This is a genomic window from Advenella faeciporci (genome assembly GCF_014652395.1).
In the GTDB taxonomy this organism is placed as follows: domain Bacteria; phylum Pseudomonadota; class Gammaproteobacteria; order Burkholderiales; family Burkholderiaceae_B; genus Advenella; species Advenella faeciporci.
The window spans coordinates 51,709-70,461 of the sequence record NZ_BMYS01000019.1 but is presented as its reverse complement, the minus strand read 5'-3'; the positions used below and the strand labels follow the sequence as shown (position 1 = coordinate 70,461).

Genomic DNA, 18,753 nt, shown 5'->3' with positions numbered 1-18,753 from the left:
TGCTTGAAGCTATTCGCTTCAAGCCGCTCTTGGGTAACTTCAATTGCCTGCTTTTTTTAGCCATGTTCAACTGTCAATCAAAGCCGCTTATTATCTCAAAAAATGCTTAACTTAATGGCAGTGATGCAAGAGCATGGGAACGAGTCATGGCGGATTTAAGCAACCCCAAAAAAGCATGCATTCCCACGCTGCGCGTGGGAATGCATATTAGAAGCACATATCCACCACTCAAAAACGCGCCGCCATGCTATTGGCGGCAAGCTGTACCAGCTGCTCTTTAGACAAACCAAGGGCCTGGGCCGTGGCAACGTAGTTATCCAGAATATAGCCGCCAAAATAAGCCGGGTCATCCGAATTGACGGTGACACACAGCCCCTGTTCAAGCAGCCGTTTCAGGTTATGCTGTTTCAGATCTGGCACCACACATAATTTCAGGTTGGACAGGGGGCACACCGTCAACGGTATCTGTTCCTGCCGCAAGCGCTGCATCAGAATCGGGTCTTCCTCACTGCGCACGCCATGGTCAATACGCTCGGCCTGCAACAGGTCAAGGGCGTCGCGTACATAAGAAGCCGGCCCCTCTTCACCGGCATGCGCCACCCGCCTGAAACCCAATTCTTTGCAATGGGCAAAAACCTTCTGGAATTTTTCCGGTGGATTACCATTTTCAGAAGAATCAAGCCCGACCGACAGCCACAAGTCGTCATATTGCCCGCGCAAGGGTAAGGCCTGCTCAAGCGTGGCAAAGGCCTCAGCCTCGCTTAAATGGCGCAAAAAACTGAAGATCAGGCTGCTGCTGATACCCAGCTCTTTATGACCCTGTCGCATGGCACTGGCAAGGCCGGCAAACACCGTTTCAATGGCCACCCCCCTGCTCGTATGAGTTTGCGGATCAAACATGATTTCCGCATGCACCACCCCGTCGGCCGCAGCCCGCTGCAAATAGGCCCAGGTCATGTCATGAAAATCCTGCTCGGTTTGCAAGACTGCGGCACCGGCATAATAAAGATCCAGAAAAGACTGCAAGTCGGTAAACTGGTAAGCCCTGTTCAATGACTCGATGTCAGCATAAGGCAGCCGGACCTTGTTACGTTCGGCCAAGGCAAAAATCATGTCGGCCTCAAGCGTGCCTTCAATATGAAGATGCAATTCCGCCTTGGGCAGATCCCGGATAAATGAACGGAGTTCCTGTGTATTCATTGATACTTGTCTTTAAGTGGTGGTTTTAATACTTTAAATTTGTCAGATAAAGTATGCACCTACTTTATCATGAAAACATTTTATGCCCTGCAAGCCCTGCCACCCGCATGATATTAATACAGTTTGAAACGCTTCTTTAACAAAATCCGGCCAAATCCACAATAATTACAAATACTAACGCTTGCCGCAGAAATGCATTGACTTGCACCCTGGTTCTGATTAACCTTAATTCATCAATATTTACAATAATCTATTCAATTATCCTGAAAAGAACTTTTTGAATAAAAAAGGAGACGGAACATGTTGCACTACGCTATTGTCTTTTTTATTATTGCCATTATTGCCGCCGTACTTGGATTTGGCGGTATCGCCTCTAGTGCTGCCGGCATAGCAAAAATCCTGTTTGTGGTTTTCCTTGTCCTGGCCATACTTTCAATATTGTTTGGTGGCAAATTCAAGAAGTAACCGTTCCCCTTTACCTTCCTGAAATATAACCAGGGACAACACAAAACCCGTAGCGGCTTCAGTCAAGCAGCCAGCTTTGCAGGGCAATCAGGGTTTTTGCGTCCCGAATGCTCCTGTCTTTAATGGCTTGCTTTACTTGTTGCCGGTTTAACAGAACGGTTTGCACGAACTCATCCTCATCCGCCTTCAGTTTGCTGTTTTCTGTAATACCCCTGGCTTCGTACAGGTACATCAATTCATCACAAAACCCGGGGGCGGTATAAAATTTCTGGATCAATGCCATGGATTGCGCCGTATAAGGGGTTTCTTCGGCCAATTCCCTGTAGGCGCATTGCTCGGGGCTTTCGCCAGCCATGTCCAGCTTGCCAGCCGGAATTTCCAGCAACACATCGCCTACCGGGTGACGAAATTGCCTGACCAGCACCACTTGTTCCTGCGCGGTCACCGCCAGTACGCACACGGCTCCGCAATGGCGTACTACCTCACGGGTAGCCTGCTTGCCGTTGGGCAACTCCACCGTATCAACCGACAGCTTGACCACCGCTCCGGAAAATACCGGACGACTTTCTTTCAGGGTTTCTACAAGACCAATATCAGACATGAAAATACTCTTTTAATTCAAATTAAAGCAAAGGAGAAAACAAACGGGCGGTAGAGGTCAAAAGACGATAAGCAAAACCTTGCTTTCCGGGTATAACCTCCTCGGAAGACTTCAATGTTTCATGAAACTCACGGGCCAGCAACTCGTTGGCCTTGGACTCATAACACAATACCGATACCTCAAAATTAAGGTAAAAACTGCGGTAATCAAAGTTGGCGCTACCAATAAAAGACAGGTCTTCATCAATGACTAGGGTTTTGGTATGCAGCATGCGAGGCGTGTATTCATATATCCGGATACCCGCCTTGATAAGATCATCGTACCAGGATTGGGTTGCCAGCGTCACCACCAGATTGTCACTTTTTCGGGGCACCAGCAAACGCACATCCACCCCTTTAAGGGCCGCTGATGTCAGGGCAAAAAGCGAGGCTTCATCCGGCACAAAATAAGGTGTGGTTAAATAAATCCGTTTGCGGGCCCGGTACATGGCCGACAGCATCACCCGTAAAATGGGGGCAAAATCAGAATCGGGCCCAGAAGGAATGACCTGCATGCGATAAGCCTGGCCCGGCTCGGTCACCACACGCTCCACGTCAATATCTTTGCGCTCGGCTTTTCTTAATGCCCTCACCAAAGAAAGATCTCCGGTTGAATAGTGCCAATCCTCAATGAAAATACTTTCAAGCCAGGCAATAACCGGGCCATCCACCTGAATATGCACATCATGATAAGCGTTGGCATTTCTTCGTAAATCCTGCTCATCGGAAATATTCACGCCGCCTGTGAAACCGGTCAGGCCATCGCAAATAACGATTTTCCGGTGATTGCGGAAATTGATCAGGGAAAACAGGCGACGCCATGTGATGTTATGAAAAAAACCCAGTTCTCCGCCAGCCTGGGCAAAATCATGCATGAAATTACGGGTAAGCCGGGAAGAACCCAAGGCATCAACCAATAAATAAATTTTTACGCCTTCTTTTAATTTTTCCGTCAGCAAATCCCGCATCGCTATACCGGTTTCATCGGTTTCAAAAATATAGTATTCGAGCAGGATATAATTCTTAGCCTTGCGAATGGCCTCAAAAATGGCATCATAGGTTTTTTCGCCACCCGACAACAGACGGTAATCCATAGAGTGGCACAGAGGGATATTCGTGATATTGAAAATAAGCCGGGCCATCGACTTATATTCTTCCGGAAAATCTTCTGACTGGATATAGGGATCCCAAATTGCATAATTACGATCAACAATTTGCCTGCTGCGACGGCGGCTCAACCGGTGCCGAATGATTTTTTTGGGCCCAAACAGGTAGTAAATGAAGAATCCCAGCACTGGAATAAAGCTGAGGGTAAGAATCCAGGTAAGCGTGGAGATGGGAGATCTTTTCTGTAATAGGATCCAGCCACCTATGGCGACAATATACACAGTCCATACCGTGTATATAAAAGCATGAAACTCCTGAGGAATCAAAGACACTTAGACACCCTTATTGTGGCAACCCGATACTTTCTGCTTTCTATCGTTCAACGCCTATTTACGAAGACGCCCGCATGCGCAAAATATAGGATAATCCAATTGAATAAGGACGTATACATTAATTAAGCCACACGTGGTTCATTCAGAACGGTTCTCACCTTCATCCAACCCGTTCTTGGGGTGACGACGCTGCAGGAACAACACCTTTGCCGCATGAAGATCATCAAGAATTGGCGCACTGGAAATCAGAACCAGAATGGATGCCAGCCCCATCGTAAATGTGAACCCCAAATGCTTGAAACCAAAAGCACCGGTTACACCGCCCAGAAAAAAAAGCAACACCAGCTTGCTTAACAGCTTGAGCTTGACCCGGTCTCCTCGGACAACAGGTTTTTTGGGATCGTTTTTATTAGGGTTCCAATAAAACAGCTTACCCAATTCAATGCCGATATCGGTAACCATACCGGTTACATGCGTGGTTCTGAATTCAGAGTGGGACATCTTGGTAATAATGGCGTTTTGAAGCCCCATGATATAACACAGCACCGCCACGGTTACTGACGTCCAGAGCCAGTCGTAATACCACTGCATGCCATCAAGGGCACCAAACAGGATCAGCATCATGGCTTCCAGCAAAATAGGCAGTGCATATTCGCTTCGTAAATAAGAATGCCTGGCCCAATTAATGATGATTGCCGTTGAGCCCGCTCCGGCCGTAAAGGCCATGAAAGCCCCCAGGCCAGACAGCACGATTGTCCAGTTCCACAAAGCCAGGGAGTCTGCCATGCCCGAGACAATCCCCGACATATGCGACGTGTACTGACCGATAGCCAAAAAACCGCCAGCATTTATTGCCCCCGCAATAAATGTCAAATAATAAGCCAGTGATGAATTAGCATCCTTGGTTCTTATTTTTCCACTTAAACGACGCGAATAGTCTTTGAACGACATGTTCCACAAACAAAATTTCAAAAAACAAACCGGAAAAAATACTGGATATTTACCACGCACTCCATAAAAAACTTTAAAATCAGCGAAAAAACAATTAAATTACGTTAAAAATCAAAAAAATGCATTTTTAACATTGTTGCCAATTTACCTTTGCGACCTTAGGATGGGTGAGTTTCAATATTTATTACTTAAGCGAACAAGAGCAAATGGATACATTAACACAACAAGACCCATCCCATCAGAATACAGGATGGAATATCAGTTCAATTATCGATTTATTTGAGCTTCCATTCATGGATCTGCTATTTCAGGCCCAGCAAATTCATCGTGCCAACCATACCCCCAATGAAATCCAGTTATCAAGCCTGCTATCCATCAAGACCGGCGGTTGCGCCGAAGACTGCTCTTATTGCCCCCAGTCTGCCCGTTACAACACGGAAGTCAAGGCCGAAAAACTGATGCCCCTTGAAGAGGTCGTTAATGCAGCAAAAACAGCCCGCGATAATGGTGCCCAACGCTTTTGCATGGGTGCGGCATGGCGCAATCCCAAACCACACCAACTGGATGAAATTGCCAGAATGATCTCGGCCGTCAAGGGACTGGGTATGGAAACCTGTGTCACCCTGGGCATGTTGCAAGAAGGACAGGCAGAACAGTTACGTGACGCCGGCCTGGACTATTACAACCATAATCTTGACACTTCACCCGAATTCTACGGTGAAATCATTACCACGCGCACTTATGAAGACCGCCTGGAAACCCTTGAAAGAGTACGTAACGCCGGACTAAATGTGTGCTGCGGCGGTATTGTTGGCCTGGGAGAATCCCGTCGGGAACGCGCTGGGCTGATTGCCCAGCTGGCCAACCTGAGCCCTTATCCGGAATCGGTACCCGTTAACAACCTGGTTAAAATCAAGGGCACTCCCTTATTTGATAATCAAGACCTGGACCCGTTTGAATTCATCCGCACAATTGCGGTGGCCCGCATTACCATGCCCAAGGCCTATGTTCGCCTGTCTGCCGGACGCGAGCAAATGAGTGATGGCATTCAGGCACTCTGCTTCCTGGCTGGCGCAAATTCTATTTTCTACGGAGAAAAACTGCTGACCAGCGGCAACCCCCAGGCACAGGCCGACCAACAGTTACTGGAACGGCTTAACCTGAAAGCAACTGGCGCCCAAAACCATCATTAAGCCATACCGGACAAGAAACACCTTATGATTTACCTTCTCTTAAGCATTTTATGCAGTGTGACGGTTTCAGTCCTGCTGAAAATAGCCCGCCAACATGCCATTGACATCAAGCAGGCGATTGCCTTCAATTATGTCACAGCCATTGTTTTATGCTGGCTGCTTTTACAACCCAAGCTCTCGGGTGCCAGCATACAGGCATTACCCTGGGGACTGTTTACCATTCTGGGAGTATTATTACCGCTTATTTTCCTGGCCATGTTCAAGGCGGTTGAGTTTGCCGGCATTGTTCGTGCCGATGCGGCACAAAGACTGTCCCTGTTCCTGCCCATTATCGCTTCGTTCACGATTTTTGGAGAGACTCTGTCACTGCCACGGGGTATCAGCCTGCTCATTGCCTTCATTGCCTTGTTCTGTCTGCTGTGGAAACCAGCTTCAAACGCCACCGCAGTTCAAACCCGCAGCAGTGCGCTGTATCTGTTAATGGTGTGGATCGGTTATGGCGTGATTGATATCCTGTTCAAGCAAATGGCCAAAACCGGCACCGCCTTCCCGACCGGGCTGTTTATTGCCTTTGCCATGGCCGGTTTGCTCATGTTTATTTATTTATTTACCAGCAAAGCGCAATGGCACCTGCGTCATGCGGTGGGTGGCCTTGTACTGGGTTGCCTGAATTTTGGTAATATCCTTTTTTATATCAAGGCACACCAGCACTTCAGCGAAAACCCAACCCTGGTTTTTACCACCATGAACATTGGTGTCATCAGCCTTGGCACCCTGGTTGGCGCCCTGGTTTTCAGGGAAAAAATCAGCATTGTTAATGCTATTGGCATTGTGCTTGCCATCCTGGCCGTACTCTGCCTGTATTACTGGGTTATTGCTTAAAACACTTGCGAAGCCTCGCCAACCCGCGGGGCTTCCTTGAGTTAAGGTTCAGCAGGTCGCAGTTTGCTGTCACTCAAGATTTCAGTTTCAGCCGCAACATCCCCGGCCGGCTCAGCCAACAGCACCTCTTCCCGTTGCGCACCATCCTGCCCATCAGCCGCCGGAACAACTGCCTCAAGTCTTTCCTGTTTCTCATCTGCTTTTAACTGTTCGATTACCTCTTCCATTTTCGCTTCATCTGCAGAAATATCAATACTGCGATCAACGCGCGGATCCAGCTCCAGGACGGCCGGAGCAGGCTGAATATCTACAGGCATAGGTACAAAAGGCTCTTGCTGGACACGATATTTACCGGATACTTTTTGACGGCTGATAAACAGAGTCAAGATAAACGCACAGGCGGATGTAAAAATGTAGAACATCCCCGCACCACCCACATCCATCAGTTTGCCGGCCACAACGGGCCCCAGGCCAGCACCTACTCCGTAAACCATGAGCAAAACGCCACTTAAACCGACCCGTAACCCCGGTTCCACGTGGTCGTTGGCAAAAGCAATCGCCAAGGGATAAATGGTAAATTGCAAAATACCTACAATCGCCACCAGCAGCAGCACCAAAGGAAACGAAACCGACCAATATCCATATAAAGGAATCGTAACCAGGGTTAGCAGAAAAACATTAATGCCGATCAGTTTGACCCGGTCGACCCGATCGGACAGCCACCCCATTGGCCACTGGAACAGCACGCCGGCCATCACACAAACAGACAGGAACATGGCAATCTGGTTGGTATCCAAGCCCAGCTTAATGCCATATACGGGCGCCAGACTGTAAAAAGTGCCGGTAATACAGCCCGCCATAAACAGAATAAACATGGACATGGGCACTAGCCTGATAAACACCTGAAACTTAATGGGTGCCTGCGAATGGATGACCGGATGAACCCGGCGTGTCATGGCAACAGGAATAAGGCAAAGGGCCGTTGCAATGGCAACCACAATAAGCGGCGTATGGTCCAATGACGGAAAAACGGAAATTGAAGCCTGCCCCAACACCAGCCCAAGACTGGACATAATCATGTAAAAAGAGAATATACTGCCGCGCGTTGTCGAATCAGACTGATCATTCAGCCAGCTTTCAAGAATCATGTACTGTGTGACCATGGCCATACCCACGACAACCCGAAAAAACAGCCACAATGTGATATTTGACACAATGGTTTGCATTAAAACCATAATAGCCACGATGGCTGCCGCAATGGCATAAGCCCGTATATGCCCTACATAGACAATCAGCTTGTGCCCGGTGCGCGCGCCCAGAACAAGCCCCGTATAATAGGCTGCCATCAGCAGGCCCACCCAAACCTCACTGACATTGTTCTGCGTAAGAAATAGCGCGATGTACGTGTTGAACAAACCCGTACCCAGAGACAGGAAAAGAATTGCAGTGTAAAGCGACAAAAAAGACAAAAACAGTGAAATCATACCCAGACACCTGCAATCCGCAATCCAGAACAGGAAAAGGTCCCTGCCAACGCAGGGACCTTATGAAAAACAAAAAAACTAGCCTAACTGGGACAGCAATGTGTTCGCATCACTCACTTCATAGCCGCCACCTTCTTCAAGATTAAGAAGGGTAACCACTCCATCATCCAATACCGCTGAATAGCGGCGTGAACGCACCCCCAGGCCCTTGTCAACCAGATCAAGATCAAGACCCATGGCTTTGGTCCATGTTGCCGATCCATCGGCAAACATGCGTACTTTACCCTGTGCATTCTGCTCCCGTCCCCAGGCGCCCATGACAAATGCATCATTGACCGCAACACACCAGATTTCATCAATACCCTTGGCCTTGAGTTGGCTTTCCAGTTCAATATACCCCGGCAGATGCTGGGCAGAGCAGGTGGGCGTGAAGGCACCGGGGACTGCAAACAGGGCAATTTTCTTGCCCTTGACCAGCTCGGACACCTTGAAAGCATTTGGCCCCAGGGAGCATCCCTCGGAAGCGGTTTCAATGAATTCTGTTAGTGTACCGTCTGGAACTTTATCACCAATTTTAATCGTCATGACTTCTCCTTGAAATAAGCCTGTATGAAAAGAAAGTGTATCACTACATGCCTTGAAAAAAAACAAATGTGCCAGGAAACAAAAACCGCCTTATCCCGATTTATGGAATAAGGCGGTTTTTTACAAAAAAATGACTTAAAGACTAGCTGCTTTCCTTGACGCGATAAACCAGAACCGAGGTATGGGCCAAAGACAACACCTTGACAGTTACGCTGCCCAGCAACAAGCGGGATAAACCGCTGCGGCCGTGACTGGCAATATAAATAAGATCACAATTATGCTCTTTGGCAGCTTCCACAATTCCATCGGCCACACTGTAATTGGAGGTAATGACAGACGTTGCCTTAACCCCTGCCGTTTCGGCCCGCTCAAGAACAGGTTTCAGATATTCCTGTGCTTCTTTTTTAGCTGCCTCTTCGTAATCGCCATCGGAAATGGCGTATGACGCAGCCATGCCATCAAAACCAATCAGTGTTGAAAAGGGCTGGGTTACATTGATGGTAACGATTTCAGCACCAATTTGCCGGGCAAAACTAATGCCGGAGTTAGCGGCTTGAGCAGAAATTTCTGAACCATCGATAGGCAGCAATATTTTTTTATACATAAAGTAAGCTCCTTTGGACTAGGATGTTTGTTTGGCAGCATTGTACAAATGCGTACAACGGGTTCCGGTACGGCAAAAAGCAAGGATAGGCGTTGGCAAGGTTTCCAGGTACTCTTGAAACTGGTTAACATTTTCCTGGGTCATTGCCCCACTGACTACAGGCTGGTACACCACGGTAAGGCCAGCCTCTTGCCCGGCCTTGATGATCTCGGCTGAAAGAGGCTGGGTGTCGCCACCTTCAAGATCGGGACGGTTGATGATAACACTGTTGAAACCGGCCGCCTTGACAGCCGCCATGTCACTGGCGCTTAACTGGGGTGCGACGGCAACGGTATCACTTAATGATATAAAAGGTGTTGACATGAATTCCTCTTCAATAAACTGTTTGAAGGACATAAAGATATCGTACTCTTTATCCTTTTCGGTTATCTGATTTTATGCTAGTTTATTTGATTGTAAACAATTATTTTTCAATTTACCCCCCAGATTCATCATGCAAGCAGATACCTGCCACATCCGCCCGGCACAGGCCAGTGATATAACCGCCATTCAGTCCATTTATGCCCATCATGTCCTTTACGGCATGGCCACCTTCGAAGAAACGGTTCCCGATGTGGCCGAAATACGCCAGCGTTATGACAAGGTCATCGCTGCCGGATATCCCTATCTGGTTGCCCTGCAAAACAATGAAGTGGTTGGCTATTGTTATGCATCGGCATACCGCCCACGCATTGCCTATCGCTTCACGGTAGAAAACAGCATCTATCTGCGTCATGACATGGGACAAAAAGGAATTGGCAGCCAACTGTTAACGGCGCTCATCAGACATTGTGAACAAGGACCATGGCGCCAGATGATCGCGGTTATTGGCGGCACTGAAAACCTGGCCTCCATCAATCTGCACAAGCGTCACGGATTTACCCTGACTGGCATACAGCCCAACACGGGCTTCAAACATAACAGATGGATTGATACGGTCTTGATGCAGCGTGAAATAGGCGAAGGCGGCCACACGTTACCCAAAGAGGTAAACTAGGCAAGCTCACGCCATAAACAGGTTTTTCCGGCGGTTTTATCCAGGGCATCCAGGTATTCCTGATGCGCCAGCAACTCTGGGTCTGAGGGCCTGACAACCGGCAATATCAGCGTATCCAGCGCCAGTCTGTCTGCCGTTTTTTTTTGTGTGCCCTGTTCACCCGCTTCTTCTATCAACAAGCCAAACTGGCCGCGTGTCATGGCCAACCAGACTTCAGCCAACAGCTCGGCATCCAGCAAGGCACCATGCAAAATACGATGTTTGTTGGAAATATCAAAACGTTCGCAAAGCACGTCAAGGTTATTGCGCTTGCCGGGGAATCGTTCCCGCGCCATGGCCAGGGTATCGGTAATAAGACCGGCAATGCTATTGACAGTGGGCATGCCTGCCCGGGCAAACTCGGCATTCAGGAATTTGGTATCGAAGGCTGCGTTATGAATGATAATTTCGGCGCCTTCCAGGTAGGCGGCAATACGCTGCGCCTCATCCTTGAAACGGTTGTGCCGGGACAAAAATTCGGTTGTCAGTCCATGAACCGCCAAAGCCTCGGGGGAACTGTCCCGGTCGGGGTTGAAATAAAGATGCAGGTTATTCCCGGTTAACTCCCGGTTAACAACCTCTACACACCCCAGCTCAACAACGCGGTCGCCCTGATCAGGATCAAGGCCAGTGGTTTCGGTATCAAGAATAATCTGACGCATTATTTTACAACCCCGCAAAAAAACAATTAAGCCATGCCTGGCACGACTGCCGAGAAGCCGGCATCAACGTGCACCACCTGACCGGTAATGCCTGCCGCCAATTCTGACAGCAGGAAGGCTGCGGTATTACCAACGTCTTCGATAGTAACGTTGCGGCGCAAGGGAGCATGTTTTTCAACAAAGTTCAGAATAACCGAAAAATCCTTGATACCACTGGCTGCCAATGTTTTGATGGGACCGGCGGAAATCGCGTTGGAACGGATACCTTGCTCGCCCAAGGCGCTGGCCAGATAACGGACACTGGCTTCAAGGGAAGCTTTAGCCAGACCCATGGTATTGTAATTGGGGATGGATTTTTCTGCCCCCAGGTAAGTCATGGTAAGTACAGAACCCTTGCGTGCCTGCAGCAACGGTAACGCAGCCCTTGCCATGGCAGGAAAGCTGTAAGCCGAAATATCATGGGCAATACGGAAATTCTCACGGGTGATGCCCTCCAGAAAATTGCCGGCAATGGCTTCCCTGGGTGCAAATCCTATAGAGTGCACAAGACCATCAAGACCGTCCCAGTGCTTTGCCAGCTCGGCAAACGCGGCATCAATATTTTCATCAGCGGAAACATCGCAGGGAATCACGATATTGCTGCCAAAATCAGCGGCAAATTCCGTGACACGGTCTTTAAAACGGTCTCCGACATAGGTGAACGCCAATTCGGCACCTTGCTGATGACAGGCACGTGCAATGCCATATGCAATGGAGCGATTGGAAATGACGCCTGTGACCAGGACTCTTTTATTTGCAAGAAAACCCATTGTTTCTTATCCTATTTTGCAAAACGGAATTATTATAAAAAAAATTGCGTAACCTGAAAGTATTACGCAATTTTCATCTTGAAAATTTAGCGGTTCAGCCTGGCCTAGCCTCGGCTTCCTGCTCCGGGAATACGTAACGACACCCCTGGTTTCAGGGCTGTATTACTCATGTTATTCAACGCTTTCAAATCTTGAACCGACGTATTATAACGTTTTGCCAGAGAGTAAAGTGTGTCTCCCTTGGCCACTTTGTGAACAGATACCTTTTTCTTTGCGTCGGCTTTTGGAGCCGGCTTGGTTAAAGAAGCCGTGCGTACGGCAGGCTTGGCAGTGGCTTTGACGGCCACTTCCACAGCTGGCCGTTTATACACCGCAGACCGTGACGCTGCCGCAGAAACGGCGGTACTTGAGGCCGCTACCGGAACGGCACGCACACCAGCCGTTAATCCGGCGTTGTTGCTTCTTGAGTAAATGATATCGGCCAAAGGATCAACGCTTACTGCAGATGCAGAAGCCATGACGGGCCTGTTATTAAGCGCAGGCGAAGGTGCCGGCGCAGAAACCCGGGCAGGTGATGTGGCGGAAGCCCTTGCTACATTGTCATTACTGGCCAGCATGGCCGGTGCTGCCGTGTTAATGGCAGGTGCCATGATGTCGTTAGGCGTAATGCCGGCAGGGGCGCCCGAATTGCGTGGCACCATCAGGGTTCTGGAAGACAGGGCAACCGATTGCTTTGGACCATAACCATTCAGCGACTTCAACTTGTCCAGGGAAATGCCGTATTTGTCTGCAATACTTGCCAGGGACTCGCCCGGAGCAGGGGTATAACCTTCCCACGCCGAGAGTTCTCCCTGGTAATTTTTAAGATTACGCTTGAAGGCAGTCACTTTATGTTTGGGCAACAGAATTTGCGAAGCGTGCTCGTCCAGCAATACATTTCTCTGGAACGATGGATTCAGTTCACGAAATTCCTCAACGGAAATCTCGGCCAGTCGGGCCGCAACGTCCAGATCAATGTCATGGGTGTTACTGACCTTCTCGAAATAAGGCTGGTCTGCCACATGAGGCAGTTTAATACCATAACGGGCGGGGTTTCTTATGATGTTTTCGAAAGCCTGTAACTTGGGAACATAATCGCGCGTTTCCTTGGGCATTCTCAGGGACAGGTAGTCGGTGCCAAGACCCGTATTGGCATTACGGTCACGGGCACGTTTAACCGCACCCTCTCCCCAATTGTAAGAAGCCAGGGCCAAATGCCAGTCATTATCCTGAAAACCGTGCAGATAAGAAAGGTAATTTAGCGCGGCATGGGTAGACTGGACCGGATCCCGTCTTTCGTCTTTCCACCAGTCTTGCGTCAAGTTGTAATGCGTGCCCGTACTTGGAATGAATTGCCACAGACCGGCCGCTTTGGCACTGGAAACCGCTTTCGCATTATAGGCACTTTCAACAAACGGCAACAAAGCCAGTTCAGTGGGCATATTGCGTCTTTCCAGTTCCTGGGTAATATAGTGAATATACTTGCTTGAGCGCTGCGCCATTATTTGCACGGAAGCAGGACGGGCCGCATAGTAATTGGTCCAGTATTCAACCCTGTCATCTTGCAGATCGGGCATCTTTAGCCCTTTGCGGATTCTTTCCCAAACATCTTTTTGCTGCCCATTTGAGGAAGAATAATTTTTGGAAGAATTGCCGGAGGATGCACACCCGGTTAAAACAACAACTGAAGCTATAACGGCAAGCTTAACTAATTTCATGAGTATCCCTAGAATGAATTCTTCCAATCGCGCAACACGGCAAATACCTCATCGGGGGCATTCAAACTGCGCCCGGCTTTGCCCTGTGCTGCATTAATAACAGATTCGCACTCAACCCGCATAAACGGATTGGTCTTAAGTTCGTGACCGACCGTAGTGGGAACGGTTGGTTTTTGCTGGCTCCTGATGACGCGGGCTTCTTGTGACCACTGCTGTAAATCAGGATTGCTCTCCTCTACCGCAAGCGCCCACTCAATATTACCCAAGGTATACTCATGAGCGCAAAACACCAGCGTATTTTGCGGCAGTTTCCTAAATTTATCAATACTTTGGTACATTTGCGTAGAATTCCCTTCAAATATTCTGCCGCAACCGGTGGCAAACAGGGTATCACCACAAAAGAGTACGGGTTCGTTGGGATTGATATCGCCGTAATAGGCAATATGCCCCAAAGTATGCCCGGGTACCTCAAGGACTGAAAGCGACCAGGAAAAACCGTCTATGCCAATCCTGTCGCCTTCCTGCAGTGGCACATCACAAAAAGGAATAGACTCAGTGGCAGGGCCATACACTTTGGCAGATGTGTGCTCACGCAAACCGGCAATCCCCCCCACATGGTCGGCATGATGATGGGTGACCAGAATGGCCCGCAAGTTCAGGTTTTGGGCCCGAAGCACCTTAAGCACCGGTTCGGCCTGGCCGGGATCAATCACCACGGCATTGTCACCCTGTACAATTATCCAGATATAATTATCGTTAAAGGCACTGATGGGCAGAATTTTACAGGTCATATCCAATACTTAAATGTTCCAAGAAATATCTACACTTACCCCGAGGCAGGCGTGACACAAACCAATTCGCAGATTTTAAACCTTACGCAATGGCTGAACACTGATCCCGGTCAAACGGTTATCCGTTGGGAAACGGATAAATTTGATCAAATCGTCGCCAACGCATTTGGCTTCAATGCATTGCAAATTGGCTTGCCGGCGTGGGATTTTCTGCGAAATAACCGGATCAGGTCAAAAGTGATTTTAACGGATGAATCCAAAAAAAATGTAACATCGACCGATCAGCCAAAAATCATTCACGGCCGCCTGGACCAACTCCCCTTTCCCAATTGCAGCCTGGATCTGGTCATCCTTCCACATATTCTTGAGTGCTCACAAGACCCGCACCAGATTTTACGGGAAGTGGAACGGGTACTGGTTTACGAAGGCCGGGTTGTCATTTCCGGTTTCAATCCCAACAGCTTATGGGGCCTTCGCAATGGCATGCCATTCCTGGACCCCTGGATCCCCATTCCCAACCGCAACATGGTCTCGGTCCGTCGCCTGAAAGACTGGTTCAAATTATTATCCCTCGACATCGATAGGGGCCATTTCGGCTGCTATACTCCTGCCTGCCAAACTGAAAAGTGGCTTAAACGCTGGGACTTCATGAACAGGGCCGGAGACCGCTGGTGGCCAGTGGCCGGAGGCGTCTACCTGCTTTCAGCCGAAAAAAGGGCGCGCGGCATGCATCTTGTCGGGCCCTTGCTAAAGAAAAAACGCAGAAGAAGTCTGGCAAACAGACGACCTGCCATTGTTACCCAAAGAAATATAACTCAATTGTTCAATACGGAAAATGGATAAAAAACTAGTCGAAATATGGACTGACGGTGCCTGCAAGGGCAATCCCGGCGTTGGTGGGTGGGGCGTATTGCTAAAACAGGGCCATCATGAGAAAACACTTTGCGGAGGAGAGTCCGAAACCACCAATAACCGGATGGAAATGACCGCGGTCATCCAGGCACTTAAAGCCCTGAAGCGCCCCTGCAGGGTCCTGCTTCACATTGACTCACAATATGTACAAAAAGGCATTACCGAATGGATGGACGGCTGGATCAGGAGAAACTGGAAAACCGCCGATAAAAAACCGGTGAAAAACATGGATTTATGGCTTGAACTGAATGAACAGGTGGCACAGCATGACATTACCTGGAAATGGGTCAAAGGACATGCGGGTGACCCGGGAAATGAACGCGCAGACCAGCTGGCCAATGAAGGCGTCCTGATGGCAAAAAAAAATCACTCCGCAGAGTGATTTAAGCGGGAATCGGGTTTATTCAAGACACCCCATGCGTCGGGCACGCTCACGTTCGGCATCCGAACGGACATTATCATTGGCACGCGACAGAAAATTGCTGGTTCCGGGAATACCAGGTTGCTGGATAATCCGGGACTGGACCTGTGCGCATTCAGCAACCTTGCTGTCATCAACCGGACCATTGGCACAGGCTGCCAATAACAGGCATGGAAGAATAATAATTTTTTTCATTGACTTAACCTTAAAAGGCAAATGGATTCACTAATCCGGACTTATTTAACTTTAACCAAAAACACACAGTTTTTGGACACTTAACTCACGAATCTGGTTCAGGCGCATTTGCGCGGCCTGTTCTGCCTCTTGCACCCGCGCAGGATCATTGCCAAACAGCGGCTCATTGCCATGACGCAGCTGGTTCAACAAAATATTCAGGCGATCGGACTCTCTGCCTATGTCCTTGCACGTCAAGGTTTGTTTTTCGGCCTCATCAAGCGCTGGCACAACATTAACCGGATGGGCGCAGCCTGACACGACAAACAGGACGGGAACCGTTAGCAACAACGCTAGTTTCATGAAATGCCTTTCAACTGGTTAGACTGTTGTTTAGTGTAGCAAAACTGGTTAAACAATACGATCTTTCTGTTCAGCCAGGGCAAATTTTACCAAACCGGGACGCGCACTCCTTCTTGGCTAAAAACAACATCCCAGCAACCATTTCCCATATAAATCTTTACAGGTTTTTAATTATCATGCTATATATTTAATGATAATCATTATCAATATCAATCTTAAAAATATTAATCTTAAGAATTTATAACATGAGCAATACACAAACCCCCAGGCTGCCCCACTCTTTCAAACTAAACCGTTTAGCAAGCGCCATTTTACTGGCAACGGCCGCCACTTCTTCTTATGCACAGGACAACACCAATGTCAATGACACCTCCGCTGTTGAGCTGGAGACCATCTTCGCCTCCGCAAGCAGTGTTGAAAGCGAAATTCGTGATGCGCCTGCCAGCGTCAGCGTGATTACCCGTAAAGAACTGGATCGCAAACCCAACGCCAGCATTGCCGAAGTACTTGGCACTATTCCCGGTGTGACCGGTGGCTTTGCACCTGCCGGTGCAGGCTCTAAAATTGCCTTCCGCGGCATGCCTGACAAATACACCCTGATCCTGGTTGATGGCAAGCGTATTGGTGGCTCCAACCTGTTGGGACACCGTCCTGACACCATCCCCCAAGACCTGGACTGGCTGTCCCCCGATGCCATTGAGAGAATTGAAGTCGTGCGTGGTGCCATGTCCACCCTGTACGGTTCTGAAGCCATGGGCGGGGTCATTAACATCATTACCCGCAAAATTGACAATGTCTGGAGCGGCTCGCTAACGAACAACCTGAGCGTGCCCGATTCCGGCAAATCCGGTGACACCAACTCTCACAGCTTTAATATTAGCGGTCCCATTACCGAAAGCCTGGGCATACGGCTGGGTGGCAGTTATACCAACCGCGAACCCGATACAGGCACCCGTGGTTCAAGTGGCTCAGCCAACCAGAACATGAATGCAAAACTCAATTGGCAACTCAACGAAAACCACAGCTTCTATCTGGATGGCTCCGTTGGACGCAACAAGGCTGAAGAATTCCCAAACCAGGCCCAGCGTGAAGCCGAAGAAGACGTGACCAATGAAATTTTTGGTTCTGACATGCGACATACCTATTTTGGGATTGGGCACGAAGGACGTTTCGGTGAAATCCGTACTAAACTGGATCTGTATGCCAACAGCTATGAAAACAAAGGTGATGGAGATCAATTGGGCGCAAAATCCAAAGAGCATGTTGCCGATTTCAAGGTTGACATGCCCTTTAGCACTGCTGGCGTGGAGCACTGGCTGACAGTAGGTGCCCAATACAAACGGGAAGAAGTTGAAAATCCCAGCAACATTGGTAATATCCTTAGCGTCCTGTTGCCTGGTGGTGATACGGTCACCGCTGAAAAAAAGCCAAAGGGCTGGGCATGGTCACTGTTTGTTGAAGACCAGATTTTCCTGCGGGACGACCTGATCCTGACCTTGGGGGTGCGTGGCGACAAATCAGACGAATTCGATTTGCATGTCAGTCCACGTGGATATCTGGTTTATCATCCTACCGAGTCATGGACCATCAAGGGTGGCGTTTCAAAAGGCTTCCGTGCCCCCAACCTGAAAGAGCGCTCACTGACCTCTGGAACATCATCCATGGGCATGGGTTGTACTTCATTGCGCCCTTTGGGCTATACCGGCGGTCAATGCTACATGATTGGCAACCCCGATCTTAAGCCTGAAGTCAGCACCAACTATGAGCTGGGTATCGCTTTTGACCAGGCCGGTTACTCGTTTGATCTGACCTACTTCCAAAGCAAAATCAAGGATATGATCCAAAATGGCTTTTTGGGCAATATCAACGGCACCTGGTATACCCAGCAATTCAATATTGAAGAGGGAGAAACCGCCGGCCTGGAAGCTTCATTTGGCCTGCCTGTTACAGATGGTTTAAGACTGAGCGGCAATGCCACTTACATGATCAAGTCAAAAAACAAAACCACTGGAAGCTGGCTGAACATGACGCCCAAATGGACGGCCAATGCCCTGCTTGACTGGCAGGCCACTGAAAAACTGTCCACCTATGCATCGGTACAATATATTGGCAAACAACTTTACACCCCGCCCGCAGACTCTACCGCGAACAACCATTTTGCCTATGCGAACACCACGCTTGATATCGGTGTTAACTATGCCGTTAACAAAAACCTGACTTTGCGTGCCGGCATTCAAAACCTGACCAACAATATCGCCAGAACCGATGACGATTACGGAGATGGAAATGGCCGTACCTACTACATGGGTGTGACCGCCCGTTTCTAACATAATACCGTTTATACAAC

General features: G+C 48.9%; 21 protein-coding genes. 7 read left to right on the top strand and 14 right to left on the bottom strand.

Going from position 1 to position 18,753, the window contains the following annotated elements; translation table 11 throughout:
• Positions 1-228: 228 nt before the first annotated feature.
• A complete protein-coding gene (locus IE074_RS12270; protein WP_189385750.1) occupies positions 229-1,200 on the bottom strand; it encodes an adenosine deaminase in 972 nt (323 codons plus the stop codon).
• A 300-nt stretch (positions 1,201-1,500) separates the two neighbouring features.
• On the opposite strand from IE074_RS12270, the gene IE074_RS12265 reads away from it, so the two are divergent.
• Positions 1,501-1,665, top strand: coding sequence for a DUF1328 domain-containing protein (locus IE074_RS12265; protein WP_189385749.1), 165 nt, complete (start codon positions 1,501-1,503; stop codon positions 1,663-1,665).
• 58 nt (positions 1,666-1,723) lie between these two features.
• On the opposite strand, the gene IE074_RS12260 is transcribed toward IE074_RS12265, so the two are convergent.
• The 3 genes from IE074_RS12260 to IE074_RS12250 form a co-directional block, all read right to left on the bottom strand.
• Complete coding sequence (locus IE074_RS12260) at positions 1,724-2,266, bottom strand: NUDIX hydrolase (RefSeq protein ID WP_189385748.1); 543 nt, start codon at positions 2,264-2,266, stop codon at positions 1,724-1,726.
• Positions 2,267-2,288: 22 nt separating this feature from the next.
• Positions 2,289-3,743, bottom strand: coding sequence for a cardiolipin synthase (gene cls, locus IE074_RS12255; RefSeq protein WP_189385747.1), 1,455 nt, complete (start codon positions 3,741-3,743; stop codon positions 2,289-2,291).
• Positions 3,744-3,881: 138 nt separating this feature from the next.
• A complete protein-coding gene (locus tag IE074_RS12250; protein ID WP_189385746.1) occupies positions 3,882-4,694 on the bottom strand; it encodes a YoaK family protein in 813 nt (270 codons plus the stop codon).
• A gap of 206 nt (positions 4,695-4,900) precedes the next feature.
• On the opposite strand from IE074_RS12250, the gene bioB reads away from it, so the two are divergent.
• Together bioB and IE074_RS12240 are read left to right on the top strand one after the other, a co-directional pair.
• A complete protein-coding gene (gene bioB, locus IE074_RS12245) occupies positions 4,901-5,887 on the top strand; it encodes a biotin synthase BioB (protein ID WP_189385745.1) in 987 nt (328 codons plus the stop codon).
• A 24-nt stretch (positions 5,888-5,911) separates the two neighbouring features.
• Positions 5,912-6,769, top strand: a complete 858-nt coding sequence (locus tag IE074_RS12240; protein ID WP_189385744.1) for a DMT family transporter — start codon at positions 5,912-5,914, stop codon at positions 6,767-6,769.
• Between the two features lie 41 nt (positions 6,770-6,810).
• Here the strand turns inward: IE074_RS12240 and IE074_RS12235 are convergent, their stop codons facing one another.
• From IE074_RS12235 to IE074_RS12220, 4 genes are all read right to left on the bottom strand, one after another.
• On the bottom strand, positions 6,811-8,253 hold the full coding sequence (locus IE074_RS12235; RefSeq protein ID WP_189385743.1) for an MFS transporter: 1,443 nt from the start codon (positions 8,251-8,253) through the stop codon (positions 6,811-6,813).
• A 78-nt stretch (positions 8,254-8,331) separates the two neighbouring features.
• Entirely contained in the window at positions 8,332-8,838 is a 507-nt protein-coding gene (locus tag IE074_RS12230; protein WP_189385742.1) for a peroxiredoxin, read from the bottom strand.
• 142 nt (positions 8,839-8,980) lie between these two features.
• The gene (locus IE074_RS12225) at positions 8,981-9,442 is read right to left on the bottom strand and encodes a universal stress protein (protein WP_189385741.1); all 462 of its coding nucleotides are present in this window, start codon (positions 9,440-9,442) and stop codon (positions 8,981-8,983) included.
• An 18-nt stretch (positions 9,443-9,460) separates the two neighbouring features.
• Positions 9,461-9,805, bottom strand: coding sequence for a protein tyrosine phosphatase family protein (locus IE074_RS12220; protein WP_189385740.1), 345 nt, complete (start codon positions 9,803-9,805; stop codon positions 9,461-9,463).
• A gap of 130 nt (positions 9,806-9,935) precedes the next feature.
• Between IE074_RS12220 and IE074_RS12215 the strand changes: the two genes are divergently transcribed.
• Positions 9,936-10,478, top strand: coding sequence for a GNAT family N-acetyltransferase (locus IE074_RS12215; protein WP_189385739.1), 543 nt, complete (start codon positions 9,936-9,938; stop codon positions 10,476-10,478).
• On the opposite strand, the gene dnaQ is transcribed toward IE074_RS12215, so the two are convergent.
• From dnaQ to gloB, 4 genes are all read right to left on the bottom strand, one after another.
• Positions 10,475-11,179, bottom strand: coding sequence for a DNA polymerase III subunit epsilon (dnaQ, locus tag IE074_RS12210; RefSeq protein ID WP_189385738.1), 705 nt, complete (start codon positions 11,177-11,179; stop codon positions 10,475-10,477). The two genes, IE074_RS12215 and dnaQ, sit on opposite strands and share 4 nt — an antisense overlap.
• A 26-nt stretch (positions 11,180-11,205) precedes the next feature.
• Positions 11,206-11,988 carry an enoyl-ACP reductase FabI gene (gene fabI, locus IE074_RS12205; RefSeq protein WP_189385737.1) on the bottom strand — a complete coding sequence of 261 codons (783 nt, stop codon included), beginning with the start codon at positions 11,986-11,988 and terminating at the stop codon, positions 11,206-11,208.
• A gap of 104 nt (positions 11,989-12,092) precedes the next feature.
• Positions 12,093-13,745: a lytic transglycosylase gene (locus IE074_RS12200; protein ID WP_189385736.1), complete on the bottom strand. Its 1,653-nt coding sequence runs from the start codon at positions 13,743-13,745 to the stop codon at positions 12,093-12,095.
• A gap of 8 nt (positions 13,746-13,753) precedes the next feature.
• Entirely contained in the window at positions 13,754-14,536 is a 783-nt protein-coding gene (gene gloB / locus IE074_RS12195; RefSeq protein WP_189385735.1) for a hydroxyacylglutathione hydrolase, read from the bottom strand.
• 51 nt (positions 14,537-14,587) lie between these two features.
• Between gloB and IE074_RS12190 the strand changes: the two genes are divergently transcribed.
• Positions 14,588-15,379: a class I SAM-dependent methyltransferase gene (locus IE074_RS12190; protein ID WP_189385734.1), complete on the top strand. Its 792-nt coding sequence runs from the start codon at positions 14,588-14,590 to the stop codon at positions 15,377-15,379.
• On the top strand, positions 15,372-15,830 hold the full coding sequence (gene rnhA / locus IE074_RS12185; RefSeq protein ID WP_189385733.1) for a ribonuclease HI: 459 nt from the start codon (positions 15,372-15,374) through the stop codon (positions 15,828-15,830). Before IE074_RS12190 ends, rnhA begins: the two co-directional genes overlap by 8 nt.
• 18 nt (positions 15,831-15,848) lie before the next feature.
• Here the strand turns inward: rnhA and IE074_RS12180 are convergent, their stop codons facing one another.
• A complete protein-coding gene (locus tag IE074_RS12180; protein ID WP_189385732.1) occupies positions 15,849-16,064 on the bottom strand; it encodes a flagellar basal body L-ring protein FlgH in 216 nt (71 codons plus the stop codon).
• Between the two features lie 51 nt (positions 16,065-16,115).
• Positions 16,116-16,406 (bottom strand): hypothetical protein, encoded by a 291-nt coding sequence (locus IE074_RS12175; RefSeq protein WP_189385731.1) that lies wholly within the window; start codon positions 16,404-16,406, stop codon positions 16,116-16,118.
• 245 nt (positions 16,407-16,651) lie between these two features.
• Here IE074_RS12175 and IE074_RS12170 point away from each other — a divergent pair, with 245 nt between their 5' ends.
• Complete coding sequence (locus IE074_RS12170; protein ID WP_189385730.1) at positions 16,652-18,733, top strand: TonB-dependent receptor domain-containing protein; 2,082 nt, start codon at positions 16,652-16,654, stop codon at positions 18,731-18,733.
• Positions 18,734-18,753: the final 20 nt, after the last annotated feature.